Source organism: Enterobacter sp. CRENT-193 (assembly GCF_002787395.1).
Taxonomy (GTDB): Bacteria; Pseudomonadota; Gammaproteobacteria; order Enterobacterales; family Enterobacteriaceae; genus Enterobacter; species Enterobacter hormaechei_C.
The window spans coordinates 1,147,022-1,172,560 of the sequence record NZ_CP024812.1 but is presented as its reverse complement, the minus strand read 5'-3'; the positions used below and the strand labels follow the sequence as shown (position 1 = coordinate 1,172,560).

Below are 25,539 nucleotides of genomic sequence, written 5' to 3'. Positions count from 1 at the left end.
GCCGGGTGTCGGCTCCGCCTTACCCGGCCTACTCGATCCCGTAGGCCCGGTAAGCGCAGCGCCACCGGGCTTTGTTTTTACAACCGCACCGGATCAATATGCCAGATATTCTCGGCATACTCTTTGATGGTCCTGTCTGACGAGAAGTAGCCCATGTTGGCGATGTTATGCATCGCGGTGCTGGTCCACTTCTCCTGCTGACGGTACAGTTCGTCCACCTTATCCTGACAATCCACGTAGCTGCGGTAATCCGCCAGCACCTGATAGTGATCGCCAAAGTTAATCAGCGAGTCCACCAGGTCACGATAGCGTCCAGGCTCCTCAGGGTTAAACACTCCGGTGGCGATTTGCGTCAGCACCTGGCGTAACTCTTCATCCTCTTCATAATACTCACGCGGCGAGTAGCCCTGCTTGCGCAGCGCCTCCACCTCTTCCGCCGTATTCCCGAAGATAAAGATATTCTCCGCGCCCACATGCTCCAGCATTTCGACATTTGCGCCGTCCAGCGTGCCAATAGTCAGCGCGCCGTTCAGGGCAAACTTCATGTTGCTGGTGCCGGATGCTTCCGTCCCCGCCGTGGAAATCTGCTCAGAGAGATCCGCCGCCGGAATAATCAGCTGCGCCAGGCTTACGCTGTAGTTCGGGATAAACACTACCTTCAGCTTATCGCCAATGTCCGGATCGTGGTTCACCACCTTCGCCACATCGTTGATGAGATGAATGATGTGCTTCGCCATGTAATACGCGGAGGCCGCCTTACCGGCAAAGATTTTCACACGCGGCACCCACTCCGCCGTCGAGTCAGCCTTAATGCGGTTGTAGTGGGTAATGACGTGCAGGACATTCATCAGCTGACGCTTGTACTCGTGGATACGTTTGATCTGCACGTCGAACAGCGCTTTCGGGTTCGCCACCACGTTCAGATGCATCGCCAGCCAGACCGCCAGACGCTTCTTGTTCAGCAGCTTGGCTTCCCGTACCGCTTTGTTCACCGTCGGGAAATCGATGTGCTGCTCAAGCTCGCTCAGCTGGCTCAAATCGGTGCGCCAGGTGCGGCCAATGTTCTCATCCAGAACGTCGGAGAGCGGCTGGTTCGCCAGCGCCAGCCAGCGGCGCGGGGTGACGCCGTTGGTCACGTTGCAGAAACGCGTCGGGAAGATCTTCGCGAAGTCCGCAAACAGCGACTGCACCATCAGGTTCGAATGCAGCTCTGATACGCCGTTGACCTTGTGGCTGATCACCACCGCCAGCCAGGCCATGCGTACACGACGCCCGTTGGATTCATCAATGATCGAGGCGCGGCTCAGCAGACCGGTATCGTTCGGGTACTGCTCCTGCAAGGTCTTGAGGAAGTAGTCGTTGATCTCGAAGATGATTTGCAGATGGCGCGGCAGAATTTTGCCGAGCATATCCACCGGCCACGTCTCCAGCGCTTCACTCATCAGCGTATGGTTGGTGTACGAGAACACCTGGCAGGTTACTTCAAACGCGTCATCCCAGCTGAACTTATGCTCGTCAATCAGCAGGCGCATCAGCTCAGGGATCGACAGCACCGGATGGGTATCGTTGAGGTGAATAGCGGTTTTTTCCGCCAGATTCGCATAGGTTTTGTGCAGCTGATAGTGACGGCTAAGGATATCCTGAATCGTTGCCGAGACGAGGAAATACTCCTGACGCAGGCGCAGCTCGCGGCCTGAGTAGGTCGAGTCATCCGGATACAGGACGCGGGACACGTTCTCAGAGTGGTTTTTATCTTCCACCGCCGCGAAGTAGTCGCCCTGGTTGAATTTACCCAGGTTGATCTCGCTACTGGCCTGCGCGTTCCACAGGCGCAGCGTATTGGTCGCATCGGTGTCGTAGCCGGGGATGATCTGGTCATAGGCCACGGCCAGGATCTCCTCGGTTTCCACCCAGCGGGATTTTTTACCTTCCTGCTGAATACGCCCGCCAAAACGCACCTTGTAGCGCGTGTTGTGGCGCTTGAACTCCCACGGGTTACCGTACTCCAGCCAGTAGTCCGGAGACTCTTTCTGACGGCCATCCACGATGTTCTGCTTGAACATGCCGTAGTCGTAGCGAATACCGTAGCCGCGCCCGGGCAGCGCCAGCGTCGCCAGTGAATCGAGGAAGCAGGCGGCAAGACGCCCGAGACCACCGTTACCCAGCCCCGGGTCGTTCTCTTCGTCAATCAGCTCTTCTAAATCCAGCCCCATCTCTTCCAGTGCGTTTTTGACGTCGTCATAAATCCCGAGCGATAACAGCGCATTGGAGAGGGTGCGACCAATCAGAAACTCCATCGACAGGTAATACACCTGTCGCGTCTCCTGCGAAAGCTGGGCGCGGTTGGAGCGCAGCCAGCGTTCGACCATACGGTCGCGCACCGCAAACAGCGTGGCGTTCAGCCACTCATGTTTGTTGGCAATAACGGGATCTTTCCCAATGGTAAACATCAGCTTATAGGCGATGGAGTGTTTCAACGCCTCAACGCTGAGCGTGGGGGAAGAGTAGCTAAATGGAGCATTCATATCAGTAACTTCGCCTCGTTACATCAAGCGTTGATAAAGGTCGCGGTAGGACTGCGCCGCAACGTGCCAGCCAAAGTCCATGGACATCGCCTGACGTTGTACGTAACGCCACAGGGATGGACGGGACCACAAGACGAAAGCACGCCGGATCGCCCGAAGCAGCGACCAGGCATTACTGTCCTCGAAAACAAACCCGCTGGCGATACCATCCGCCAGGTTTTCCAGGGAGCTGTCAGACACCGTATCCGCCAGCCCGCCCGTGCGGCGTACCAGCGGCAACGTACCGTATTTCAGACCATAGAGCTGCGTCAGGCCGCAGGGCTCGAAACGGCTCGGCACCAGAATCACGTCCGCGCCGCCCATGATGCGGTGCGAGAACGCTTCGTGATAGCCAATCTGCACGCCCACCTGCCCCGGATGTTCCGCCGCGGCCGCAAGGAAACCTTCCTGCAATACCGGGTCGCCCGCGCCGAGCAGCGCCAGTTGCCCACCTTGCTCCAGTAATCCCGGCAGCGCTTCCAGCACCAGATCCAGCCCTTTCTGGCTGGTCAGGCGGCTGACCACCGCAAACAGCGGTACCTTGTCGTTGACCTTCAGCCCCATCGCAATCTGTAGCTGGCGCTTGTTCTCCGCTTTGTCCTCCACGGAGTCGCGTCCATAGCGCGCCGCCAGCAGGAGGTCCGTTTCCGGATTCCAGATCTGTTCATCTACGCCGTTCAGAATGCCCGACAGACGACCTTCACGGTGGCGCTGTTGCAGCAGCCCTTCCATACCGTAACCGAACTCCGGCTGGGTAATTTCACGCGCGTAGGTTGGGCTGACCGCCGTGATATGGTCGGCGTAGTACAGACCCGCCTTCAGAAACGAAATCTGTCCGTTAAACTCCAGCCCGTGCATGTTAAAGAACGACCATGGCAGATCGATGTCATTCATATGATGCGCGTAATACATGCCCTGATACGCCAGGTTGTGCACCGTAAACACCGATTTGGCCGGGTGCCCCTTCGCCGCCAGATACGCAGGAGCCAGCCCCGCGTGCCAGTCGTGCGCGTGCACCACGTTCGGACGCCAGAACGGATCCAGCCCGACGGCCATCTCCGCCCCCACCCAGCCGAGCAGGGCAAAGCGCAGCACGTTATCGGTATAGGCGTACAGGTTGGTATCGTGATACGGGCTGCCGGGTCGATCGTATAAATGCGGGGCATCAATCAGGTAAATCCCTGTGCCATTGTAATGTCCAAACAGCAGGGTGATACGTCCCGCGAAGGTCTCGCGACGGGTAACAACCTTTGCATCGGGAATACCACGCCGGATATCCGGAAAAGCGGGCAACAACACGCGGGTATCCACCCCTCCGGCAATTTGCGCCGCCGGTAGTGCACCAAGAACATCCGCCAGTCCGCCCGTTTTTAACAACGGGAACATCTCAGAACATACGTGTAAAACCTGCATCATCGCTCCTGTTTGATTTGCAGCTTCCGCAACATTTCCCGTGTTACTAACACGATCCCCTCTTCCGAACGGTAGAAACGACGCGCATCTTCTTCCGCGTTTTCCCCAATCACCATCCCTTCGGGAATGACGCAGGCACGGTCGATAACGCAGCGACGCAGACGACATGAGCGCCCTACCCAGACATCCGGCAGCAGGACTGCCGAATCGATATTACAGAATGAGTTTATACGCACGCGCGGGAACAGCACGGACTGCACCACCACCGAACCGGAGATAATGCACCCGCCAGAGACCAGCGAGTTGAGCGTCATACCGTGGCTGCCGGAGCGGTCCTGGACGAACTTCGCCGGCGGCAGCGATTCCATATGGGTGCGAATCGGCCAGTTCTGGTCGTACATATCCAGCTCAGGCGTGACGGACGCAAGATCGAGGTTGGCTTTCCAGTACGCTTCCAGCGTTCCCACATCGCGCCAGTAAGGTTCCGCATTCGGATCGGACTGCACGCAGGACAGCGGGAAGGGGTGTGCATACGCCATGCCAGCTTTGGTAATTTTCGGGATAATGTCTTTGCCGAAGTCGTGACTGGAGTTCTCGTCTTTGTCGTCCTCTTCCAGCAGTTCATAAAGATAATCGGCGTCAAAGACATAGATCCCCATGCTGGCGAGCGATTTGGTGTCGTCTCCCGGCATGGTTGGCGGGTTCGCCGGTTTTTCGACAAAGTCGATAATCTTGTCGTCGCCATCTACATGCATCACGCCAAACGCGGTTGCTTCCGCAACAGGCACCGGCAGGCACGCCACGGTGCAGCGCGCCCCTTTTTCGACGTGGTCGATCAGCATGTGGGAGTAATCTTGCTTGTAGATGTGGTCCCCGGCGAGGATAACGATGTATTCCGCGTTGTAGCGGCGAATGATGTCGAGGTTTTGGGTCACGGCATCCGCCGTGCCGCGGTACCAGTTCTCCCCGTGAACGCGCTGCTGCGCCGGGAGCAGATCGACAAACTCGTTCATCTCTTCGCTGAAGAATGACCAGCCGCGCTGAATGTGCTGCACCAGCGTGTGCGACTGATATTGGGTAATGACGCCAATACGGCGAATGCCTGAGTTCAGGCAGTTTGACAGTGCAAAATCGATAATACGGAACTTACCACCAAAGTGAACGGCCGGTTTAGCGCGCTTGATGGTCAAATCTTTCAGACGGGTACCACGCCCGCCCGCGAGTATCAGGGCAACTGTTTTTAATGGTAGCTGGCGCGCCAACATTAACGGATCGTTCTTCTCTAATCTAACCATGACTAACTCCTTTTTTATCATCTTTGGAATACGCACACTCCGTGCGCAGGCCCGTGCCAGACAGCCATAACAACCGGATTATCCGCTCCGGCAAAGGGAGGAATGGCTCGCCACTCCCCGTCAGGTAAAACAATCTCTGCGACGTCATCCGTCGCGTTCAGCGTCACCAGCCACGCATCCGAAAGCAGGATTTGCAGACAGGGTATGCCGTGTTGCCACTCTTGCGCGCTTAACGGTTGCGCGTCTTTATTCAGCCAGCGAACGTTGCCGTCGCCCTCTTCCCACCAGCGGTCGGCGGTGAGCGCGGGGATGCGCTGGCGAAGATGGATCAGCGCCGCGGTGAAATGGGTCAGCCCGCTGTTCGCTTCTCCCCAGTCGAGCCAGGTCAGGGTGTTGTCCTGGCAATAGGCGTTGTTGTTGCCGTGCTGGCTGTGGCCGTGCTCATCGCCCGCCAGCAGCATCGGCGTGCCCTGCGACAACAAAAGCGTCGTCAGCAGCGCATGAACGCTGGCGCGTCGCCGCTCGATCACATCCAGACTTCCGCCTAACCCTTCTATACCATGGTTAAAGCTATGGTTATTGTTAGTCCCATCGCGATTCTCCTCGCCGTTTGCCTCATTGTGTTTCTGATTGAAACAAACGCAGTCGCGCAGCGTAAAACCGTCGTGCGCCGTCACCAGGTTAATGGTGGCCGACGGACGTTTGCCGTCACGCTTAAAGAGATCGCTGGAGCCGGCAAAGCGACCGGCAAACTCCCCCAGCGACAGATCGCGCGTCAGCCAGAAGCGGCGGACGGCATCGCGGAAGTGGTCGTTCCACTCGGCAAACAGCGGCGGGAAGTTCCCCACCTGATAACCGCCCTCGCCGATGTCCCAGGGCTCCGCAATCAGCTTCACCTTTGAAAGCACCGGGCAGTTTTTGATGGCCTCAAACAGCGGCGCCTGCTGGCTGAACGCCGGGGTGCGCCCCATCACTGGCGCCAGGTCGAAGCGAAAACCGTCCACGTGGAACGTCTCAACCCAGTATTTCAGGCACTCGTACGCGTAATGCGTAACGGCCGGATGACTGAGGTTGAGGGTGTTACCGCACCCGGTCCAGTTCTCGTAATCGCCGTCGTCCCTGATCCAATAATAGCTACGGTTATCGATTCCGCGCTGTGAGAGCGTCGGGCCGTCAAGATCGCTTTCCGCACTGTGGTTCAACACCACGTCCAGAATGACCTCGATACCCGCCGCGTGAAGCGCCTTCACCGCATCGCGAAACTCATCCCGCGCCTTCTCAGGATTCACCGCATAACGCGGATCGAGGGCGAACAACGCCAGCGGGTTGTAGCCCCAGTAGTTGCTTAACCCGAGACGCTGTAGCCGCGGCTCGCTGGCGAAATGCGCCACGGGCAACAGCTCCAGCGCGGTGATCCCTAAGTGCTTCAGGTACGCGACCATCGTCGGATGCCCAAGCGCTTTGTAGGTGCCGCGCATCTCTTTGGGAATTGACGGGTGCAGATACGTCAGCCCTTTAACGTGGGCTTCATAAATAACGGTGTTGCCCCAAGGCGTACGCGGCGGGGCATCGTCTTCCCAGTCGTAGAGATCGTGCACCACCACGCTTTTGGGCGCGACGGGCGCACTGTCGCGGTGGTCAGGTTCGCCGTAGCCAACGTGGAACAGCGGGTCATCTTTAAACTCACCGTCCACCCGGTGCGCACAAGGGTCAATCAGCAGCTTCGCCGGGTTAAACCAGTGCCCCTGAGAGGGCTCCCAGGGGCCGTGTACGCGAAAACCGTAGTGCATCCCCGGCCGTCCTCCGGCCAGGTAGCCATGCCAGGTATCCCCCGTGCGCGCCGGTAAATCGTAACGGTGCTCGTTACCTTCCCCATCAAACACACAGAGTTCCACCCGCTCCGCATGGGCGGAAAAGAGCGTGAAGTTCACTCCCTTTCCGTCAAAACTCGCCCCGAGCGGTTCGGGTTTACCTGCCGTAAGCTGCGTCATTCTCCCTCCCGCACCAGCCAGATTGTGCCAAGCGGCGGCAGCGTCAGGCTCAGGGAGTTCGGACGGCCATGGCTTTCAACGGCATCGCTCTGCACCAGCCCGCCGTTACCCGCATTGCTGCCGTGGTAATGCATGGAGTCGGTATTGAGAATTTCGCGCCATTTGCCCGGCTGGTTAATGCCGAAGCGGTAGTGTTCACGCGGCACTGGCGTGAAGTTGCTGGCGACGATGATCTCGTTACCCGCCTTGTCGCGGCGCGCAAAGACAAACACCGAGCGCTCGTGGTCGTCCACCACCAGCCACTCAAAGCCGTACGGGTCGAAGTCCAGCTCGTGCAGCGCTTTGTGGTGGCGATAGGTCAGGTTCAGGTCGCGGACCAGACGCTGTACGCCGTGGTGCCAGTTGTCCGCGCCTTCCAGCAGATGCCAGTCAAGGCTGGTATCGTGGTTCCATTCGCGCCCCTGCGCAAATTCGTTGCCCATAAACAGCAGCTTTTTGCCCGGGAAGGCGAACATCCAGCCGTAGTAGGCGCGCAGGTTGGCAAACTTCTGCCACGCGTCCCCCGGCATGCGGTCGAGAATGGATTTCTTGCCGTGCACCACTTCATCGTGCGACAGCGGCAACATGAAGTTTTCGGTGTAGTTGTAGAGCAGCCCGAAAGTGAGCTTATCGTGGTGATACTGACGATAAACCGGGTCGAGCTTCATGTAGTCGAGCGTGTCGTGCATCCAGCCGAGGTTCCACTTGTACCAGAAGCCCAGTCCGCCCATTGACGGTGGACGGGAAACGCCCGGGAAGTCGGTGGACTCTTCCGCCATGGTCACGGCACCTTCCACCTGCTCCCCGATGATGCGGTTGGTGTTGCGCAGAAACTCAATCGCTTCGAGGTTTTCACGCCCGCCATACTCGTTCGGGATCCACTCACCCTCTTTGCGGCTGTAGTCGCGGTAAATCATCGACGCCACCGCATCGACGCGCAGGGCATCAATGCCGAAACGCTCGATCCAGTACAGCGCGTTCCCGACCAGGTAGTTCGATACTTCATGGCGACCGTAGTTGTAGATCAGCGTGTTCCAGTCCTGGTGATAGCCTTCGCGCGGGTCGCTGTGCTCGTAAAGCTTTGTGCCGTCGAACTCTGCCAGCGCAAAATCATCCGACGGGAAGTGGCCCGGCACCCAGTCGAGGATGACGTTCAGCCCGGCGGCGTGCGCGGCATCGATGAAATAGCGGAAGTCATCGCGCGTACCAAAGCGGCGCGTAGGCGCATACAGCCCGGTTGGCTGATAGCCCCAGCTGCCGTCGAACGGGTGCTCGTTGATCGGCAGCAGTTCCAGGTGCGTAAAGCCCATCCATTTGGCGTACGGCACCAGCTGGTCCGCCAGCTCGCGATAGCTCAGCCAGAAGTTGTTATCGGTGTGGCGACGCCACGAGCCGAGATGCACTTCATAGACGGAGATCGGCGCATCAAAGCGGTTAGCCTGCTTGCGCTCTTCCGTCTGGACAACCTTCTCCGGCAGGCCGCAAATCAGCGAGGCGGTATTCGGGCGCAGTTCGGCCTCAAAGGCGTACGGGTCAGATTTAATGCGCAGCTTGCCGTTGGCATCGATCATCTCGAATTTGTAGAGCTGACCGTTGTGCGCGCCGGGGATAAACAGCTCCCAAATGCCGGTTTCCCGGCGCAGGCGCATGGGGTGACGACGACCGTCCCAGTAGTTGAACTGCCCGACAACGGAGACGCGCTGGGCGTTTGGCGCCCATACGGCAAAACGCGTGCCGGTGATACCGTCCATGGTATCCGCATGGGCACCCAGCGTTTCGTAAGGGCGTAAATGGGTCCCTTCGGACAGCAGCCAGGCGTCCATCTCTTTTAAAAGCGGGCCGAAGCTATAGGGATCGTCAATCAGGTTTTGCTGACCGTGCCAGATAACGGCAAGCTGATAACGAAAAGGATTTTTACGGCGGGGCATGACGCCCGAGAAGAAGCCACGCGAGTCGAGGCATTCCAGATTACCCACCTTGCGGCCGGTTTTGGGTTCGATAACCCACACTTCTGTTGCATCCGGTAACAGCGCACGAACTTCCAGTCCGGCCTCTGTACGGTGCATCCCTAGCACAGAAAAGGGGTCGGCAAAGTGACCCGCAATAAGCGCATTAATCACGTCTCTCGAAATACGATCGGACATGGTATTCATCCTGTTTTTTTATGTCGCCCTTTTTACGCGCTCCGGGACGACTTTTAATGTGACCTAAACGGTGCAGTTAATCCTCTCTGCTCCGCCCTACCCTCAGGTGAGAAATAAATCTTCCTTAAAGCATAGCCAACGTCGTGGGTCCTCCTGATAAAAAATAAGACATCTGCGTTTTACTCCATGTAGTACGCAAAAAAAGGGGGTGACAATCACCCCCCGTGTTTAACAAATTATTACGCCAGCTGGCGCAGCATGCGGCGCAGCGGCTCGGCGGCACCCCACAGAAGCTGGTCGCCAACGGTGAACGCGGAGAGGTACTCCGGCCCCATGTTCAGCTTGCGCAGGCGGCCAACCGGGGTGGTCAGCGTGCCGGTGACGGCTGCCGGGGTCAGTTCGCGCATGGTGATATCGCGATCGTTTGGCACCACTTTCGCCCACGGGTTATGCGCGGCCAGCAGCTCTTCCACGGTCGGAATAGACACATCTTTTTTCAGTTTAATGGTGAAGGCCTGGCTGTGGCAGCGCAGCGCGCCGATACGCACGCACAGACCGTCAACCGGAATGGTGTTCGCGGTGCCGAGGATTTTGTTGGTCTCAGCCTGGCCCTTCCACTCTTCGCGGGTCTGGCCGTTATCCAGCTGTTTGTCTATCCACGGGATCAGGCCGCCGGCCAGCGGTACGCCGAAGTTATCCACCGGCAGCTCGCCGCTGCGGGTGAGCTGAGTGACTTTACGCTCGATATCGAGGATCGCGGACGCCGGGTCTGCCAGCTCGGCAGCGACGCTCTGGTGCAGCTGGCCCATCTGGGTCAGCAGCTCGCGCATATGACGCGCGCCACCGCCGGACGCCGCCTGGTAGGTCGCCACGGAGACCCACTCCACCAGATCCTGTGCGAACAGACCGCCGAGAGACATCAGCATCAGGCTGACGGTGCAGTTACCGCCAACAAAGGTTTTCACGCCGTTGTTCAGGCCGTCGGTGATGACGCCCTGGTTAACCGGGTCGAGAATAATGATGGCATCGTCTTTCATGCGAAGCGAAGAGGCCGCGTCAATCCAGTAGCCCTGCCAGCCGCTTTCACGCAGCTTCGGATAGATTTCGTTGGTATAATCGCCGCCCTGGCAGGTCACAATAATGTCGAGTGCCTTCAGCGCCTCCAGGTCGTAAGCATCCTGCAACGTGCCTGTGGTACCCCCAAAGGACGGTGCAGCCTGGCCGAGCTGGGAAGTGGAGAAGAAGACCGGGCGGATGGCGTCGAAATCGCGCTCTTCAACCATGCGTTGCATGAGTACAGAGCCGACCATACCGCGCCAGCCGATAAAACCAACGTTTTTCATAGCATTTTTTTCCTGCAAGGGGTGTGTGCTGATTGTGCAAGCCAGTATTGAACTGGGATATGCTTCACATTACAAAATGCTGCCAAAGTCGCAAGCGAAATTAATCGATGATTGCCCGGCAATCAGAAAAAGTGCTAATCATCGCAATGACCACAATAAGTATCAGGGATAATTTAAGATGAGTGAAATCATTTCCGCAGCGGTTTTATTGATCCTGATTATGGATCCGCTCGGTAATCTGCCGATCTTCATGTCGGTGCTGAAGCACACCGAGCCGAAGCGCCGTCGGGCGATCATGATCCGCGAGCTGCTCATCGCCCTGCTGGTGATGTTTATCTTCCTGTTCGCCGGTGAAAAAATTCTCGCTTTCCTGAACTTACGCGCCGAAACGGTCTCCATTTCCGGCGGGATCATTTTGTTCCTGATTGCCATTAAGATGATTTTCCCTAGCGCGGAGGGCAGCAGCAGCGGCCTGCCTGCGGGTGAAGAGCCGTTTATCGTGCCGCTGGCGATTCCGCTGGTCGCCGGGCCAACGATTCTGGCCACGCTGATGCTGCTGTCGCATCAGTATCCGAATCAGATGAGCCATCTGGTGATTGCCCTGCTGATCGCCTGGGGCGGGACGTTTATTATCCTGTTGCAGTCGTCGCTATTCCTGCGCCTGCTGGGTGAGAAAGGGGTGAACGCGCTGGAGCGCCTGATGGGGCTGATTCTGGTAATGATGGCAACGCAGATGTTCCTGGACGGGATACGGGCGTGGATGAAAGGATAGGTAAAAGCAAAACGGCAATCCTTGATTGCCGTTTTTAGTGTTTGCTCCCTCTCCCCGTGGGAGAGGGAGAAAACCGGGATCAGCTCAGCAGCGTAAACGCAATCATCCCGACAACCGCACCCGTCGTGCCGAGGATGGTTTCCATCAGCGTCCAGGTTTTCAGGGTTTGCGCTTCGGTTGCGCCGGTAAATTTACCGAACAGCCAGAAGCCTGCATCGTTCACGTGAGACACCACAATCGAACCACCCGCGATACAGATAGAGAGCGCCGCCATCTGCGCGCCGGAGTAGTTCAGCTGTTCAATCACCGGCATTACCAGACCCACGGCGGTTAAGCACGCCACGGTCGCGGAGCCCTGAATGATACGCACCGCCGCGGCCAGCACAAAGCAGGTGACCGCAATCGGCAGGCCCATTCCGGTCAGCGCTTCGCCCAGCGCCGGGCCAACGCCGGAATCCACCAGCACCTGCTTGAACACGCCGCCCGCCCCGATCACCAGCAGGATAATCCCCGCCGGTTGCAGCGCGGCACCACAGATCTCCATCACGCGGTCTTTCGGCATGCCCTGACGCATTGCCAGGCCGTAAATCGCGACCAGACACGCCACCAGAATCGCAGTGAACGGATGACCAATAAATTCGAACCATTCGTAAGCGGTTGACCCCACCGGCACAAAGCGTGCAGCGATGGTTTTCAGGCCCACCAGCACCAGCGGCAGCAGGATCAGCGACAGACTGAAGCCGAAGGACGGCATTTTACCCTCGCCCAGGTGCGGCTCGGTGATGTCGTCCGGAATGTGCAGCTCAACGTAACGGCTGATAAAGTTTCCCCACAGCGGACCGGCGATAATCATCCCCGGGATCGCCGCACACAGGCCAATCAGGATCATCCAGCCAAAGTCAGCATGCATCTGGGAGGCCAGCAGCATCGGCGCAGGCCCCGGCAGCAGGAACGCCGCCGCCGCCGCCACGCCCGCAAACAGCGGAATGACCAGCTTCACGAGGTTAGTACCGGTATGGCGCGCCATGGAGAATGCGACGCTTATCAGCAGCACAACGGCCACTTCAAAGAACAGCGGCAGCGCGCAAATCAGACCGGCCAGACCAATCGCGTAGTGCGCACGGCTGTGCCCGAAGGATTTCAGCATCTTGACGGCAATCTGATCGACCGCGCCCGTCTCGTGCAAAATCTTGCCAAACATCGCGCCCAGTGCCACCACAATGGCCAGGAAGCCGAGCGTGCCGCCCATCCCTTTTTCCATCGTCGCCGCGATTTTGTCGAGCGGCATGCCGGAAAAGAGACCAGCACCAATAGAAACCACCATCAAAGCAACGAAGGCGTGCATACGTGCCTTCATCACTAAAAACAGCAGCAGCAATACGGAACCCACTGCTGTCAAAACTAGCGTTAATGTACTCAAAACTTACTGCCTTTTATTAATAACCTCGATGGTGCTGGCAACAACACCTTCCAGCGGCTGATCGATATCAACCACTAAGACATCCTGCTCGTCAGCACCCGGCTCCTGCAACGCTTCGAACTGCGTTACCAGCATCTGGGTTTTGAAGAAGTGGCCTTTACGCGCCTTCAGGCGGCTTTCAATCACCCCGAAATCGCCTTTCAGGTAGATGAAAGAGAGGTTCGGGTTGCCGTCGCGCAGCAGGTCGCGATAGGTTTTTTTCAGCGCGGAACAGACGATCAGGGAGACTTTATTGGTGCGCTGCATCGCGAACGCGGCGTCATTCAGCGCCTGCAACCACGGTTTGCGGTCGTCGTCGTTCAGCGGCTCGCCGGAAGCCATTTTCATGATGTTGCTACGCGGATGGAGGAAGTCACCATCAAGAAACGCAGCCTGGAGTTGATGCGCCACTTCGCTCGCCACGGCAGATTTACCGCTACCGGACACGCCCATCAGGACGTAAACGTGGTGATCGTGATTAGTCGTGCTCAAAGGGTGTCCCTCAGTCAATTGTTACGGGTAACAGTTATCGGTAACATTGTCCTGCCGGGGCATAAGAGAAGCAATATCCAAACGTGCGCGAAGTGAATAAGTGTGAGCTACTTCAAATTTGTCGGATTAAATAGATCCACCCGGTGACAAGGTGAAACCTAAATCTAACATTTTAGGGGTAACTGCCTCACCACGAATGCGCGCCAGCAGGCGTTCTGCACCAATGCGGCCCATGCGTTCACGCGGGGTCAGGACGCTCGCCAGACGCGGCTCCATCACCTGGCCAATGTCGTGGCCGTGGAAACCGGCAATCGCCATATCATCCGGGATTTTTAAACCCAGACGCTGGCACTCAAACGCCGCGCCGACCGCAAGGTCATCGTTGGTACAGAAAATACCGTCCAGTTGCGGATACTCGCGTCGCGCCTGACGCATCAGCTCAATACCCGACGTGTAAGAAGAAGATTGCTCCACCATCACGCTGTACGGGGTTAAACCGGCGTCGAGCATCGCCTGCTCGTATCCCTTCTGTTTGATGATAGTACGTTCATCCAGACGCGCACCCAGATAGGCCACATGGCGATGACCGCGGGCGATGATCGCCGCCGTCATCTGACGCGCCGCTTCAAAGTTATCGAACCCCACGGCGATGTCGAGGCACGGCGACTGGCTGTCCATCAGCTCCACCACCGGAATGCCTGCCACTTCAATCATTTTCAGCGTGCGCGGGGTGTGAGTACGTTCCGTTAAAATCAGGCCGTCGATGTTCCAGGAAAGCATCGATTCAAGACGTTCCTCTTCCAGTTCCGGCTTGTACCCGTAGTGGGCGAGCATGGTCTGATAGCCAAACGCATCGGTGACGCTTTCGATGCCACGCAGCACTTCGGCGAATACCTGGTTGGTTAAGGAAGGAAGCAGGACGCCCACCGCACGGCTGGTCGCATTGGAGAGAATATCGGGCGCGCGGTTGGGGATATAACCCAGTTCATCAAGGGCGGCGGCAATCTTGCCACGCAACGCCACGGAAACCTGTTCCGGGTTACGTAAAAAACGGCTGACCGTCATTTTGGTCACACCGACGCGATCGGCGACATCCTGAAGTACGGGGCGTTTCTTTTTCATCGTCCTGAGAAATCTTGAAGTGAGAGATTTGCTCAGTTTATCACGGACAAAGCTCAACCTTCCCCGTTTAAAGGGAAGGTTGAGAAATTATTTAAACCGGCGGCAGGTCAAACAGCAGAATTTCACTTTCGCTGTCGGCATGCACGGAGAGCGCCTGCTCATCCCAGACGGCCAGACCATCGGCGGTTGTCGCTTTGGTGCCATTGATGGACACCTCCCCTTTCACCACCTGGATCCACACGCGGCGGTTGGCGGCGATCTGGTGCACAGACTGTTCATCTTTCGCCAGCGCCCAGCGGTACAGCTCCATATCCTGATGCACTTTCAGGGAACCTTCACGCGCATCCGGCGAGAGCACCAGCTGTTTGCCCTGTTTCGCGTCGAAGCGGCGCTGCTCGTAGCGTGGCGTGATGCCGGTCTCTTCTGGAATGATCCAGATTTGATACAGGTGCAGTTTTTCCGTTTTGCTCGGGTTGTACTCAGAGTGACGCACCCCGGTCCCCGCGCTCATAATCTGGAACTCGCCCGCCGGAACCTGCTCTTTGTTGCCCATGCTGTCCTGGTGCTCAACCGCCCCTTCCAGCACATAGGTCAGGATTTCCATGTCTTTGTGCGGGTGGGTACCGAAGCCCTGGCCTGCATCAATCACGTCATCGTTAATCACGCGCAGTGCGGAGAAGCCCATGAAGTTCGGGTCGTAGTAGTCGGCAAACGAGAATGAATGCCATGAGTCCAGCCAGCCATGATTCGCGTGACCACGTTCGTTTGCTTTGCGTAAGTAGATCATTGTTTTCACCCTCAGTTCGTTTCGATGGAGTAAGTGTGGACGCAAACGCCCTGGGATCATAGAGGGTGAAAATTGACTCCTCTGTTCAAAAATTGTGAACAAGCGCAGAGGAGCCGTTTTTGCTTATTTCGCGAGGGTTACCGTGGCAGGAGAAGCCTGTTCGAAGGCCCGTTCGAGGATTTCCAGGTTGGTCAGAACGTCAGATTCCTTGACGTAATTCGCCGTGCCGTTTGTGAGGGTCTCAAACAGCGCATCATAGACGCGTCCATAGTCGCCCGTTTCCGGCTTCAGCTCTTCCCTGACCGTCACGCCCTCGTCGTTCACGTACTCCAGCACGCCCACGGAATCATCTGCCGCAAAGCCCGGTTCACCCGGCATGATGTTGGCCTTCAGGCTGGTCTCCTGCTGGTCAATGCCGTACTTGATAAAGGAGCCTTTCTTGCCGTGAACGATAAATTTCGGGTAGTCGATTTTCACCAGGTGGCTGGTTTTCACGATGGCTTTGAGATCGCCGTAGAACAGCTGTGCTTCAAAGGTATCGTCCGGGTTGGCCTTATTGCGCAGGCTGCGGATGTCATACGCCACGTGGTCCGGGCGGCCAAACAGGGAAATAATCTGGTCCATGGTGTGCACGCCCAGACCGTAGAACGACCCGTCCTGCGGCAGTCCTGGCTGGGTTTCCGCCACCGGGCGGTAGTAATCGAAGTGGCTTTCGATTTCCACGATCTCGCCGAGTTTGCCGCTCTCAATCGCCTTTTTCGCCGTCAGGAAGCAGCTGTCAAAGCGTCGGTTCTGGTACGGCGTGACGGTCAGGCCTTTGCTTTTCGCCAGCGCAAAGAGTTCCTTCGCTTCGGCGATGGTCGGAGTGAACGGTTTTTCCACCAGCACGTTTTTACCTGCTTCCAGCGCGCGTTTCGCGTAGTCAAAGTGGCTGTCGGCGTGGGTACAGACCACCACCAGCTTCACCTGCGGATCATTTAACACTTCATCAAGATCGCTGGTGAAATGAATATGGGAATACTGCGGAGACTGTTCTTCCGGCTTCGCGCTGCGGCGGTAGATATGAGCGACGTGCCAGGTCTCTTTACGGTTGAGAACATACGGAAGGTGGTAACGCGTGGTGCTTTTGCCAAATCCAATAAATGCGCAGTGTAGTGTCATGGCTCAGTCCTTTTTCGAAGGTTGCTGAGTCTAACCATAACAAAAAAAAAGCCAGCTAAAAGCTGGCTAAAGTAATACTGGAAGCAATGTGAGCAATGTCGTGCTTTCAGGTTCCCGTAGGAGGTCTTCCTGAATGCAGAGCAATAATAATCATTCTCATTCGCACTTGTCCAACATTTTTTGCAAAAAATAGCGATTGACTCAACTTTTAAAGTCACTGATGTTGGAGGGGACTTTTAACTGACTGAGGAACAAGGAATGAGTGAGATAGTGATACGCCACGCTGAACCGAAAGATTACGACGCCATTCGTCAGATCCACGCCCAGCCGGAGGTGTACCACAACACGCTACAGGTTCCTCATCCTTCAATGGAAATGTGGCAAATGCGGCTAGGCGAACAGCCGGGCATTAAACAGCTGGTTGCCTGCATTGATGATATCGTGGTCGGCCACCTCACCATTGATGTCGCCCAGCGACCACGCCGCAGCCACGTTGCCGATTTCGGTATATGCGTTGGCGCAGAGTGGCATAACCGCGGCGTGGCCAGCGCGCTGATTCGCACCATGATCGATATGTGCGACAACTGGCTGCGCGTCGACCGCATCGAGTTAACGGTGTTTGTGGATAACGAACCGGCAATCGCGGTGTACAAAAAGCACGGGTTTGAGATTGAAGGCACCGGCAGGCGCTATGCCCTGCGCAACGGCGAGTATGTGGATGCGTATTATATGGCGAGGATGAAGTAATGAGTTGCCGGGTGGCGGCTTCGCCTTACCCGGCCTACGTCCGTGCCGTTGTAGGCCCGGTAAGCGCAGCGCCACCGGGCAACAAAATCAATACCCCGCCGTTAAATCATCCACCGAACGCGGGTCCGACGCGCCAAACAGCGCGCCATCCGGTCCGACCATAATGCTCTGGGTGCTGCCCATCGCCTCCTTCACCGCCACCTTCTGCCCGCGCTGCTCAAGCAGCTTGAGGGTGTCCGGGCTAAAGCCCTTCTCCACGCGCAACTCGTCCGGCAGCCACTGGTGATGGAAACGCGGCGCATTGGTCGCTTCGGCGACGTTCATCCCAAAGTCGATGCTGTTCACCACCATTTGCAGTACGGTGGTGATAATCCGGCTCCCGCCAGGGCTGCCGGTCACCAGCCAGGTTTTGCCGTCTTTCACCACAATGGTGGGCGACATGGATGATAGCGGGCGCTTCTTCGGCCCTACCGCATTCGCATCGCCGCCGACCAGGCCGTAGACATTCGGCACGCCCGGCTTGGCAGAAAAATCATCCATCTCGTTGTTCAGCAAAATACCGCTGTTGCCCGCCACAATCCCGGTGCCGAAAGTGGTGTTAAGCGTGTACGTCACCGCCACCGCGTTACCGTCTTTATCTACCACCGAGAAGTGGGTGGTCTGGTTACTTTCATACGGTGCCAGCTTGCCAGGGCGGATCTCGCTCGACGGCTTAGCCTTGTTGATGTCGATCTCGTCGGCAATGGATTTGGCGTACGCCTTGTTGGTCAGCGCCTGCCACGGCACCTTCACGAAGTCCGGGTCGCCGAGGTATTCCGAGCGGTCAGCGTAGGCGCGCTTTTCCGCCTCGGCCATCACCTGCATGGCATCGGCGCTACCGAAGCCATACTTGTGCATATCGAAGTTTTCCAGAATATTGAGGATCTGCACGATGTGAATGCCCCCGGAAGACGGCGGCGGCATGGAGAAGACCTCGTAGCCGCGATAGGTGCCGCTAATCGGCTCGCGCTCCACCGCCTTATATTCCGCCAGATCCGCTTTGGTGATCAGCCCGCCGTTCTTCTGCATCTCATCCGCAATCTGATCGGCAATCGGCCCCTTATAGAAGGCATCCGGACCGTTTTCGGCAATCAGTTCGAGACTTTTTGCGAGGTTCTTCTGCACCAGCTTATCGCCCTTCTTCAGCGGCTCGCCGTCTTTCCAGAAGATAGCCTTGCTGTTCTCATGATTGGGAATAACTTCGCTGCCGTAGGTTTTGAGGTCGTCCGCCAGCGCGTCGTTGACGACGAAGCCGTCGCGCGCCAGCCTGATGGCAGGCTGCACCACTTTATTCAGCGGCAGCGTGCCGTATTTTTCCAGCGCCAGCGAGAACCCCGCAACGGTACCCGGCGTGCCGGAGGCAAGGTGCGAGGTCAGGGATTTTTTACTGTCCGGATTACCCTGATCGTCGAGGAACATATCGCGGGAGGCCTGGTTCGGCGCCATCTCACGGAAGTCGATGGCCGTGGTTTTACCGTCTTTCGTGCGCAGCATCATAAACCCGCCGCCGCCCAGGTTCCCCGCCTGTGGATGCGTCACCGCCAGCGCATATCCCACCGCGACCGCCGCATCCACCGCGTTACCGCCCTGTTTAAGAATATCGACGCCCACCTGCGTTGCCAGCGCGTCAACCGAGGCCACCATGCCGTGCGTCGCCCGCACGGGGTGAAAAACATCCTCCTCCACGCCGTAAGAGACCGGTGGAGCGGCGGGCGGGTTGGCCGCCACGGTAAATGTGCCGCCTGCCATCAGCGCAGCGATGGCGACCCAGCGCAAAAAGGTTGGTTTCATCATTATTGTTCTCCAGGTGAAGGGGCCCATATTCCCCGCTTAAGCCTGGTTCACAACTCTTAAAAAATCATCGTTATGCCGGAATGAGGGTAAACTTAAGAGAAGCCTCAAAGGAGGAGATAACCATGAAACGATTACTGATCCTGACCGCGCTGCTTCCGTTCGCCGCGCTCGCACAGCCAATCAACACCCTGAACAACCCGAACCAGCCGGGCTACGTCATTCCGAGCCAGCAGCGTATGCAGACGGAGATGATGAGCCAGCAACAGCAGCAGAAAGGGATGCTCAATCAGCAGTTAAAGACGCAGACCCAGGTGCAGCAGCAGCACCTGCAAAACCAGATGAATACCAACACCCAGCGCGTACAGCAGGGCCAGATGCTTGAACAGCCGCTGCCCAATGCAAACGGTGGGATGTTAGGAGGCGGAGTATCGCAAAGCAGCGGTCAGCAGCACATGCTGCCGACCCAGCAGAACGGCAGTATGCTTAATAAATAAAGTTCGGCCCGATCTGGTCAATCGCATCGGTACAGATGCTGTCCACGCCCCAGCGCAGCAGCTCGGCTGCACGCTGGGGTTTGTTGACGGTATACACCAGGATATGCAGACCGGCCTCCTTCAACAGCGTCACGCGCGCTTCATCCAGCAGCTTATGGTTGAGGTGGATCGACACGCAGCCTAAGCGGGTCGTCAGCGCGCGCCAGTCTTCTCGCCACGCATCCAGCAGCAGCCCGCGCGGCAACTCCGGAACGGCGGCCTGTGCGGCTTCCAGCGCGTCGATGTCAAACGACGACAGCAGCGGCGCGGTCATCCCTTCCCACAGCTCACGCGCGGCAATGGCAATCACTTTACCCGTCAGCGGCCCGGTGCCGGTGGTTGGTTTGATTTCAATATTGGCCATCATACCGTGTTGACGACAGCGGTCCGCCACTTCCGCCAGCAGCGGCAGCGGTTCGCCTTTGAATTCGCCGCTGAACCAGCTTCCGGCGTCCACCTTCAGCAGGTCACGCCACGGCAGTTCACCCGCCACGCCCCAGCCGTTGCTGGTGCGTTCGAGGTTGTCGTCGTGCAGCAGGAAAATTTCGCCGTCCTTCGACAGCTTGGCGTCGAACTCGATCATCGTGTGGCCGTAGCGTGCGCCAACGTCAATTGCCGCCAGGGTGTTTTCCGGCGCCAGTTTACCGCCACCACGGTGGGCGACGATGTGGGGGTAAGGCCAGTTGCTCATACTCGTTGTCCTGTTTCACCGTCAAATAAGTGCAGGTGATTTTCCGGCATATGCAGCCACAGCGTACTGCCTGCTTTCGAGCGCTCCTGATGCGGCAGACGCACTACCAGCTTTTGCTCGCCCCAGCGTCCGTGCGCCAGGTTGTCTGCGCCCAGCATCTCCAGCGTGTCCATCACCAGCGGCACGCCGCCGTCCGCCTGAGACGTCAAACCAATATGCTCGGGGCGGATACCAAGCGTCATCTTACGCCCGGCGTAGCCACGATAGTACCAGTTGATCGGCAACGCCATCCCGCTTTCCAGCTCGAAGTGTGTTCCCGCCGCATTGATCCGCCCGTCCAGCAGGTTCATCGCCGGGCTGCCGATAAAGCTCGCCACAAAACGGCTGGCCGGTTTCTCGTAGACTTCCACTGGGGTGCCAATCTGCTCGGCGATGCCTTTGTTCATCACCATCACGCGCTGGGCGAGGGTCATGGCTTCAACCTGATCGTGGGTCACATAGAGGGACGTGGTTCCCAGCCGCCGATGCAGCTGCTGTAGCTCAAGACGCATCTGCACGCGCAGTTTGGCGTCGAGGTTTGACAGCGGTTCGTCGAACAGAAATACCGCCGGATCGCGCACGATGGCGCGCCCCATCGCCACGCGCTGGCGCTGGCCGCCGGAGAGCTCGCGCGGGCGACGCTTGAGCAGGCCGTCCAGCTCCAGAATGCGCGCGGCCTCTTTCACGCGCTCCTCGATATGGCCTTTGCCCATACCGCGAATTTTCAGCCCCCAGGCCATGTTCTCTTCCACGCTCATGTGCGGATAGAGGGCGTAGTTCTGGAATACCATCGCGATGCCGCGATCTTTGGGTTCCATCTCGGTAACGCGCTGGCGGTCAATCCAGATATCCCCGGACGTCACACGCTCCAGCCCGGCCACCATACGCAGCAGGGTGGATTTTCCGCAGCCGGACGGGCCGACCATCACGATAAATTCCCCGTCCGCCACGTCGAGCGTCAGCGGCTGAATGACCTGGGTTTTGCCGTCCCAGCTTTTGGTTACTGCCTGTAATTTTAAACCTGCCATCTTATTTCTCGCTATCGACCAGGCCGCGGACAAACGCGCGCTGCATGGCTAAAACAATGACTACGGGTGGGATAAGGGTGAGCAGCATCGCCGCCATCACCTGGTTCCAGAGGGTGGTGCCTTCGCCGGTGGCGATCATGCCTTTGATGCCCGCCACGGCGGTGCCGAGGTTGACGTCCTGAACGATCAGCAGCGGCCACAGATACTGGTTCCAGCCGTAGATAAAGGTGATCACAAACAGCGCCGCGAGATTGGTTTTCGACAGCGGCAGCACGATGTCGCGGAAGAAGCGCATCGGCGAGGCCCCGTCAATGCGCGCGGCTTCAATCAGCTCGTCCGGCAGGGTCATAAAGAACTGGCGAAACAGGAAGGTGGCGGTCGCCGAGGCCATCAGCGGCAGGGTCAAGCCCGCGTAGCTGTCGAGCATCTTCAGGTTGGCGATCACCTCCACCGTCGGGAAGATACGCACCTCCACCGGCAGCATCAGGGTGATGAAAATCATCCAGAAAAACAGGTTACGCAACGGAAAGCGGAACCAGACGATGGCGAAGGCCGAAAGCATCGACACGGTGATTTTGCCGACGGTGATGCCGAACGCCATGATGAAACTGTTGAGCATCATCAGCCAGAACGGCGCGCTGTTAGCGCTCACGCCCTGCGTCCAGATAGTTTTCATGTTCTCGAAAAGATGCGTGCCTGGGATCAGCGTCATTGGCGTGTCGAACACCGCTTTGGTGTCCAGCGTGGCGGCGACGAAGGCCACGTACAGTGGGAACAGGATGACGAGGATGCCCAGAATCAGCAGGGTATGGCTGAAAATCGTCAGCCCGCAACGGTTCTCAATCATTGGTAGCGCACCTTACTTTCGACATAGCGGAACTGCACCACCGTGAGGATGATGACGAGGAACATCAGCACGACCGACTGTGCAGCAGAGGCTGAGAGATCAAGCCCGGCAAAGCCCTCGCGGTAGATCTTGTAAATCAGCGTGGTGGTTGCCTGCACCGGGCCGCCCGCGGTGGCGGCGTCGATCACCGGGAAGGTGTCGAAGAAGGCGTACACCAGGTTCACCACCAGCAGAAAGAAACTCACCGGGGCGATCAGCGGCAGCGACAGCCGGAAGAAGCGGCGCACCGGCCCTGCGCCGTCGATGGCGGCGGCCTCCACCAGCGAACGCGGGATAGACTGTAGCGCGGCAAAGAAAAACAGGAAGTTATAGCTGATCTGCTTCCACACCGAGGCGAACACCACCAGGAACATCGCCTGACCGCTGTTCTGGGCGTGGTTCCAGTCGTAGCCAAACTCACCCAGGAAGTGGGTAATCAGCCCGCGGCCCGGGTTAAACAGGAAGATCCACAGCACGGCGGCCACGGCGGGAGCCACGGCGTAGGGCAGCAGCATCAGGGTCTGATACAGACGGCTGCCCCGTACTACGTAATCCACCAGCGCGGCGAAAAACAGCGACGCGACAAGACCGCTGACGGTGACCAGCGCGCTGAATTTGATCGTCGTCCAGAAGGAATCCAGGTAGTAGCTGTCGTGGAACAGCGCGGTAAAGTTGTCCAGCCCGACAAACTGGCTGGAAAGCCCGAACGGATCGACGCTTTGTACCGAGTACCACAGCGCTTCGCCCGCAGGCCAGATAAAGAAGATGACGGTGATGACCAGCTGCGGCGCGACCAACAGGTACGGCAGCCAGCGGGAACGGAACACCGGACGGGATGATGACATAGGTTAGCTCAGGTTGGTTTCCCCTCACCCCGTCCCTCTCCCAAAGGGAGGGGGTTAGGGTGAGGGCAAAAAGATTAAGACTTCGTCGACTGCTCAAAGCGGCGCAGCAGCTGATTCCCGCGCTCTACCGCGGAATCCAGCGCCTGCTGTGGCGTTTTCTTCCCGGTCCACACGCTTTCCAGCTCTTCATCGACGATGGTGCGGATCTGCGGCATGTTGCCCAGACGCAGGCCTTTGGTGAACGGCAACGGCGGCTTGTTCAGCATCTGACGCGTCGCGATATCCGCGCCCGGGTTCTTGCTGTAGAAGCCCTGCTCGCGGGTCAGGTCGTACGCGGCTTTGGTGATCGGCAGGTAGCCGGTCTTCTGGTGCCACTCGGCGGCGTTTTCCGGCTTCGCCAGGAAGTCGAGGAACTCGGCCACGCCTTTGTAGGTGCCGTTGTCTTTACCCTGCATCACCCACAGGCTCGCCCCGCCGATGATGGCATTCTGCGGCGCGCCTTTGACGTCAGCGTCGTACGGCATCATGCCCACGCCGTAATTGAATTTGGCGTAGTGACGGATGTCTGCCAGCGAGCCAGATGAGGCGGTGGTAATGGCGCAATCGCCGTTGTAGAACTTCTCGGTGGATTCGTCTTTACGCCCGAAGTAGCTGAAGTCGCCCTTCTTATTGAGTGCTTCCAGCAGCGCGATGTGCTTCACCTGCTCCGGCTTGTTGAACTCCAGCACCGCGTCGGTACCGTCGAAGCCGTTGTTTTTGGTGGCAACCGGCAGGCCGTGCCAGGCGCTGAAGTTTTCAATCTGGATCCAGCCCTGCCAGCCGCTGGCGTAGCCGCACTTCATCCCCGCCGCTTTCAGCTTCGCGGTGTATTCGGCCAGGTCCTGCCAGGTTTTTGGCGGCTGCTCCGGATCTAAACCGGCTTTCCTGAAGGCGTCTTTGTTGTAGTACAGCACTGGCGTAGAGCTGTTAAACGGCTGGGACAGCAGATGCCCGCTTTTGGAATCCGTGTAGTATCCCGCCACGGTTGGCACGAACTGGGACTCGTCAAAGTTAATGCCCGCCTCTTTGAACACCTCGTACACCGGCTTGATGGCTTTGGAGGCCATCATGGTCGCGGTGCCCACTTCATAAACCTGTAACAGCGCAGGCGCGTTACCGGTACGGAAGGCGGCGATGCCCGCGCTCAGGCTCTGCTCGTAGTTGCCTTTGTACACCGGCACAATTTTGTAATCCGGGTGGGTGTCGTTGAAACGTTGCGCCAGGGAGTCAACCTCTTTACCCAACTCTCCTTCCATGGAATGCCAGAACGGAATGGTCGTCACAGCCATTGCGTTCGTCGCAAAAGCCAGACCCAGTGCCAGACCCAAAGCTGTGTGTCGTAACGATGTCATTGTCATCTCTCTTATTGTGCCGGATGCGCGATATCACGCGTTTTATGCTCGCGAGGTAACATGACATGCTCGAATGACAGAAAAATAACTGTTTGTTTACAGACAGGTGACAGCCAGGCGTCAGAGGGATGATGGTTGTGTGAAGGGGTTTAGATGTTGGGTGCGGTCTGGTGCCCTCACCCCGGCCCTCTCCCACAGGGAGAGGGAGAAAACACTAAAAAGGCAACTTGCGTTGCCTTTTTGCTTTTACCTATCCGCCCAGGTACGCGCTCCGCACCGCTTCGTTCGCCAGCAGCGCATCGCCGGTATCGGAGAGCACCACGCGCCCGTTCTCCAGCACATAGCCGCGGTCAGCGAGCTTCAGCGCCTGGTTGGCGTTCTGTTCGACGAGGAAGATGGTCATCCCCTCTTTGCGCAGCTGCTCAATGGTATCGAAAATCTGCTGGATGATGATGGGCGCAAGACCGAGCGACGGTTCATCCAGCAACAGCAGACGCGGCTGGCTCATCAGCGCGCGGCCAATCGCCAGCATCTGTTGCTCGCCGCCGGACATGGTGCCCGCGCGCTGAATACGACGCTCCCACAGGCGCGGGAAGAGTTCGTACACCCACTTGATGCGGGTCTGGTATTCATCCCGGTGGGCGAAGAAACCGCCCATCGCCAGATTCTCTTCCACCGTCATGCGGGAGAATACGCGACGCCCTTCCGGGACAATCGCCACCGCTTCACGCATGATTCTGGCGGTCTGCCAGTCGGTGATGTCTTTACCATCAAACACAATCCGCCCGCTGGTGGCGCGCGGGTCGCCGCACAGGGTGCCGAGCAGCGTGGTTTTGCCCGCGCCGTTAGCCCCAATCAGGGTGACGATTTCGCCCTGATTGATATGCAGGCTGACATCGTGCAGCGCCTGAATTTTGCCGTAGTGCGCGTTGACCTTGTCGAACGTTAACATCGCTTTTTCCAT

The 25,539-nt window shown here is 57.9% G+C and carries 21 protein-coding genes; 3 read left to right on the top strand and 18 right to left on the bottom strand.

Features of this window, described 5'->3' with window-relative positions:
* Positions 1-77 precede the first annotated feature (77 nt).
* From glgP to asd, 6 genes are all read right to left on the bottom strand, one after another.
* Positions 78-2,525 carry a glycogen phosphorylase gene (glgP, locus tag CU081_RS05690; RefSeq protein ID WP_003861587.1) on the bottom strand — a complete coding sequence of 816 codons (2,448 nt, stop codon included), beginning with the start codon at positions 2,523-2,525 and terminating at the stop codon, positions 78-80.
* A gap of 18 nt (positions 2,526-2,543) precedes the next feature.
* Positions 2,544-3,977: a glycogen synthase GlgA gene (gene glgA / locus CU081_RS05685; protein ID WP_003861584.1), complete on the bottom strand. Its 1,434-nt coding sequence runs from the start codon at positions 3,975-3,977 to the stop codon at positions 2,544-2,546.
* A complete protein-coding gene (gene glgC / locus CU081_RS05680) occupies positions 3,977-5,272 on the bottom strand; it encodes a glucose-1-phosphate adenylyltransferase (RefSeq protein ID WP_003861582.1) in 1,296 nt (431 codons plus the stop codon). Before glgC ends, glgA begins: the two co-directional genes overlap by 1 nt.
* A 17-nt stretch (positions 5,273-5,289) precedes the next feature.
* The gene (glgX, locus tag CU081_RS05675; protein WP_003861580.1) at positions 5,290-7,263 is read right to left on the bottom strand and encodes a glycogen debranching protein GlgX; all 1,974 of its coding nucleotides are present in this window, start codon (positions 7,261-7,263) and stop codon (positions 5,290-5,292) included.
* On the bottom strand, positions 7,260-9,446 hold the full coding sequence (gene glgB / locus CU081_RS05670; RefSeq protein ID WP_003861578.1) for a 1,4-alpha-glucan branching enzyme: 2,187 nt from the start codon (positions 9,444-9,446) through the stop codon (positions 7,260-7,262). Before glgB ends, glgX begins: the two co-directional genes overlap by 4 nt.
* A 239-nt stretch (positions 9,447-9,685) precedes the next feature.
* Complete coding sequence (asd, locus tag CU081_RS05665) at positions 9,686-10,789, bottom strand: aspartate-semialdehyde dehydrogenase (protein WP_003861575.1); 1,104 nt, start codon at positions 10,787-10,789, stop codon at positions 9,686-9,688.
* Positions 10,790-10,967: 178 nt separating this feature from the next.
* On the opposite strand from asd, the gene yhgN reads away from it, so the two are divergent.
* Positions 10,968-11,561 (top strand): NAAT family transporter YhgN, encoded by a 594-nt coding sequence (gene yhgN, locus CU081_RS05660; RefSeq protein ID WP_003861574.1) that lies wholly within the window; start codon positions 10,968-10,970, stop codon positions 11,559-11,561.
* Between the two features lie 79 nt (positions 11,562-11,640).
* Here yhgN and gntU read toward each other — a convergent pair whose 3' ends face one another.
* The 5 genes from gntU to CU081_RS05635 all read right to left on the bottom strand — a co-directional run bounded on the left by gntU (position 11,641) and on the right by CU081_RS05635 (position 16,582).
* Positions 11,641-12,981: a gluconate transporter gene (gntU, locus tag CU081_RS05655; protein WP_003861572.1), complete on the bottom strand. Its 1,341-nt coding sequence runs from the start codon at positions 12,979-12,981 to the stop codon at positions 11,641-11,643.
* 3 nt (positions 12,982-12,984) lie between these two features.
* Complete coding sequence (gene gntK, locus CU081_RS05650; protein WP_003861569.1) at positions 12,985-13,512, bottom strand: gluconokinase; 528 nt, start codon at positions 13,510-13,512, stop codon at positions 12,985-12,987.
* Between the two features lie 126 nt (positions 13,513-13,638).
* On the bottom strand, positions 13,639-14,634 hold the full coding sequence (gene gntR, locus CU081_RS05645; RefSeq protein WP_003861567.1) for a gluconate operon transcriptional repressor GntR: 996 nt from the start codon (positions 14,632-14,634) through the stop codon (positions 13,639-13,641).
* Positions 14,635-14,725: 91 nt separating this feature from the next.
* On the bottom strand, positions 14,726-15,421 hold the full coding sequence (locus CU081_RS05640; RefSeq protein WP_003861565.1) for a pirin family protein: 696 nt from the start codon (positions 15,419-15,421) through the stop codon (positions 14,726-14,728).
* A gap of 123 nt (positions 15,422-15,544) precedes the next feature.
* Positions 15,545-16,582: an oxidoreductase gene (locus CU081_RS05635; RefSeq protein ID WP_003861563.1), complete on the bottom strand. Its 1,038-nt coding sequence runs from the start codon at positions 16,580-16,582 to the stop codon at positions 15,545-15,547.
* 258 nt (positions 16,583-16,840) lie between these two features.
* Here CU081_RS05635 and yhhY point away from each other — a divergent pair, with 258 nt between their 5' ends.
* Positions 16,841-17,329: an N-acetyltransferase gene (gene yhhY, locus CU081_RS05630; RefSeq protein WP_003861561.1), complete on the top strand. Its 489-nt coding sequence runs from the start codon at positions 16,841-16,843 to the stop codon at positions 17,327-17,329.
* Between the two features lie 87 nt (positions 17,330-17,416).
* Here the strand turns inward: yhhY and ggt are convergent, their stop codons facing one another.
* On the bottom strand, positions 17,417-19,162 hold the full coding sequence (gene ggt, locus CU081_RS05625; RefSeq protein ID WP_003861559.1) for a gamma-glutamyltransferase: 1,746 nt from the start codon (positions 19,160-19,162) through the stop codon (positions 17,417-17,419).
* Between the two features lie 122 nt (positions 19,163-19,284).
* On the opposite strand from ggt, the gene CU081_RS05620 reads away from it, so the two are divergent.
* A complete protein-coding gene (locus CU081_RS05620) occupies positions 19,285-19,656 on the top strand; it encodes a DUF2756 family protein (protein ID WP_022651960.1) in 372 nt (123 codons plus the stop codon).
* Here CU081_RS05620 and ugpQ read toward each other — a convergent pair.
* From ugpQ to livF, 6 genes are all read right to left on the bottom strand, one after another.
* Entirely contained in the window at positions 19,646-20,386 is a 741-nt protein-coding gene (ugpQ, locus tag CU081_RS05615) for a glycerophosphodiester phosphodiesterase (RefSeq protein WP_022651961.1), read from the bottom strand. The two genes, CU081_RS05620 and ugpQ, sit on opposite strands and share 11 nt — an antisense overlap.
* The gene (locus tag CU081_RS05610; RefSeq protein ID WP_022651962.1) at positions 20,383-21,453 is read right to left on the bottom strand and encodes a sn-glycerol-3-phosphate import ATP-binding protein UgpC; all 1,071 of its coding nucleotides are present in this window, start codon (positions 21,451-21,453) and stop codon (positions 20,383-20,385) included. The genes ugpQ and CU081_RS05610 overlap by 4 nt, the downstream gene beginning before the upstream one ends.
* Position 21,454: 1 nt before the next feature.
* On the bottom strand, positions 21,455-22,300 hold the full coding sequence (ugpE, locus tag CU081_RS05605) for a sn-glycerol-3-phosphate ABC transporter permease UgpE (protein ID WP_039269119.1): 846 nt from the start codon (positions 22,298-22,300) through the stop codon (positions 21,455-21,457).
* The gene (gene ugpA / locus CU081_RS05600) at positions 22,297-23,184 is read right to left on the bottom strand and encodes a sn-glycerol-3-phosphate ABC transporter permease UgpA (protein ID WP_003861551.1); all 888 of its coding nucleotides are present in this window, start codon (positions 23,182-23,184) and stop codon (positions 22,297-22,299) included. The genes ugpE and ugpA overlap by 4 nt, the downstream gene beginning before the upstream one ends.
* Before the next feature lie 74 nt (positions 23,185-23,258).
* Positions 23,259-24,575, bottom strand: coding sequence for a sn-glycerol-3-phosphate ABC transporter substrate-binding protein UgpB (gene ugpB / locus CU081_RS05595; RefSeq protein WP_022651963.1), 1,317 nt, complete (start codon positions 24,573-24,575; stop codon positions 23,259-23,261).
* Between the two features lie 250 nt (positions 24,576-24,825).
* Entirely contained in the window at positions 24,826-25,539 is a 714-nt protein-coding gene (gene livF, locus CU081_RS05590; RefSeq protein WP_022651964.1) for a high-affinity branched-chain amino acid ABC transporter ATP-binding protein LivF, read from the bottom strand.

Excerpts from the sequence above, each read along its gene's own strand:
- glgP (WP_003861587.1), bottom strand. The coding sequence starts at position 2,525 with ATGAATGCTCCATTTAGCTACTCTTCCCCCACGCTCAGCGTTGAGGCG.
- glgA (WP_003861584.1), bottom strand. The coding sequence starts at position 3,977 with ATGCAGGTTTTACACGTATGTTCTGAGATGTTCCCGTTGTTAAAAACG.
- glgC (WP_003861582.1), bottom strand. The coding sequence starts at position 5,272 with ATGGTTAGATTAGAGAAGAACGATCCGTTAATGTTGGCGCGCCAGCTA.
- glgX (WP_003861580.1), bottom strand. The coding sequence starts at position 7,263 with ATGACGCAGCTTACGGCAGGTAAACCCGAACCGCTCGGGGCGAGTTTT.
- glgB (WP_003861578.1), bottom strand. The coding sequence starts at position 9,446 with ATGTCCGATCGTATTTCGAGAGACGTGATTAATGCGCTTATTGCGGGT.
- asd (WP_003861575.1), bottom strand. The coding sequence starts at position 10,789 with ATGAAAAACGTTGGTTTTATCGGCTGGCGCGGTATGGTCGGCTCTGTA.
- yhgN (WP_003861574.1), top strand. The coding sequence starts at position 10,968 with ATGAGTGAAATCATTTCCGCAGCGGTTTTATTGATCCTGATTATGGAT.
- gntR (WP_003861567.1), bottom strand. The coding sequence starts at position 14,634 with ATGAAAAAGAAACGCCCCGTACTTCAGGATGTCGCCGATCGCGTCGGT.
- CU081_RS05640 (WP_003861565.1), bottom strand. The coding sequence starts at position 15,421 with ATGATCTACTTACGCAAAGCAAACGAACGTGGTCACGCGAATCATGGC.
- CU081_RS05635 (WP_003861563.1), bottom strand. The coding sequence starts at position 16,582 with ATGACACTACACTGCGCATTTATTGGATTTGGCAAAAGCACCACGCGT.
- yhhY (WP_003861561.1), top strand. The coding sequence starts at position 16,841 with ATGAGTGAGATAGTGATACGCCACGCTGAACCGAAAGATTACGACGCC.
- ggt (WP_003861559.1), bottom strand. The coding sequence starts at position 19,162 with ATGATGAAACCAACCTTTTTGCGCTGGGTCGCCATCGCTGCGCTGATG.
- CU081_RS05620 (WP_022651960.1), top strand. The coding sequence starts at position 19,285 with ATGAAACGATTACTGATCCTGACCGCGCTGCTTCCGTTCGCCGCGCTC.
- ugpQ (WP_022651961.1), bottom strand. The coding sequence starts at position 20,386 with ATGAGCAACTGGCCTTACCCCCACATCGTCGCCCACCGTGGTGGCGGT.
- CU081_RS05610 (WP_022651962.1), bottom strand. The coding sequence starts at position 21,453 with ATGGCAGGTTTAAAATTACAGGCAGTAACCAAAAGCTGGGACGGCAAA.
- ugpE (WP_039269119.1), bottom strand. The coding sequence starts at position 22,300 with ATGATTGAGAACCGTTGCGGGCTGACGATTTTCAGCCATACCCTGCTG.
- ugpA (WP_003861551.1), bottom strand. The coding sequence starts at position 23,184 with ATGTCATCATCCCGTCCGGTGTTCCGTTCCCGCTGGCTGCCGTACCTG.
- ugpB (WP_022651963.1), bottom strand. The coding sequence starts at position 24,575 with ATGACATCGTTACGACACACAGCTTTGGGTCTGGCACTGGGTCTGGCT.
- livF (WP_022651964.1), bottom strand. The coding sequence starts at position 25,539 with ATGGAAAAAGCGATGTTAACGTTCGACAAGGTCAACGCGCACTACGGC.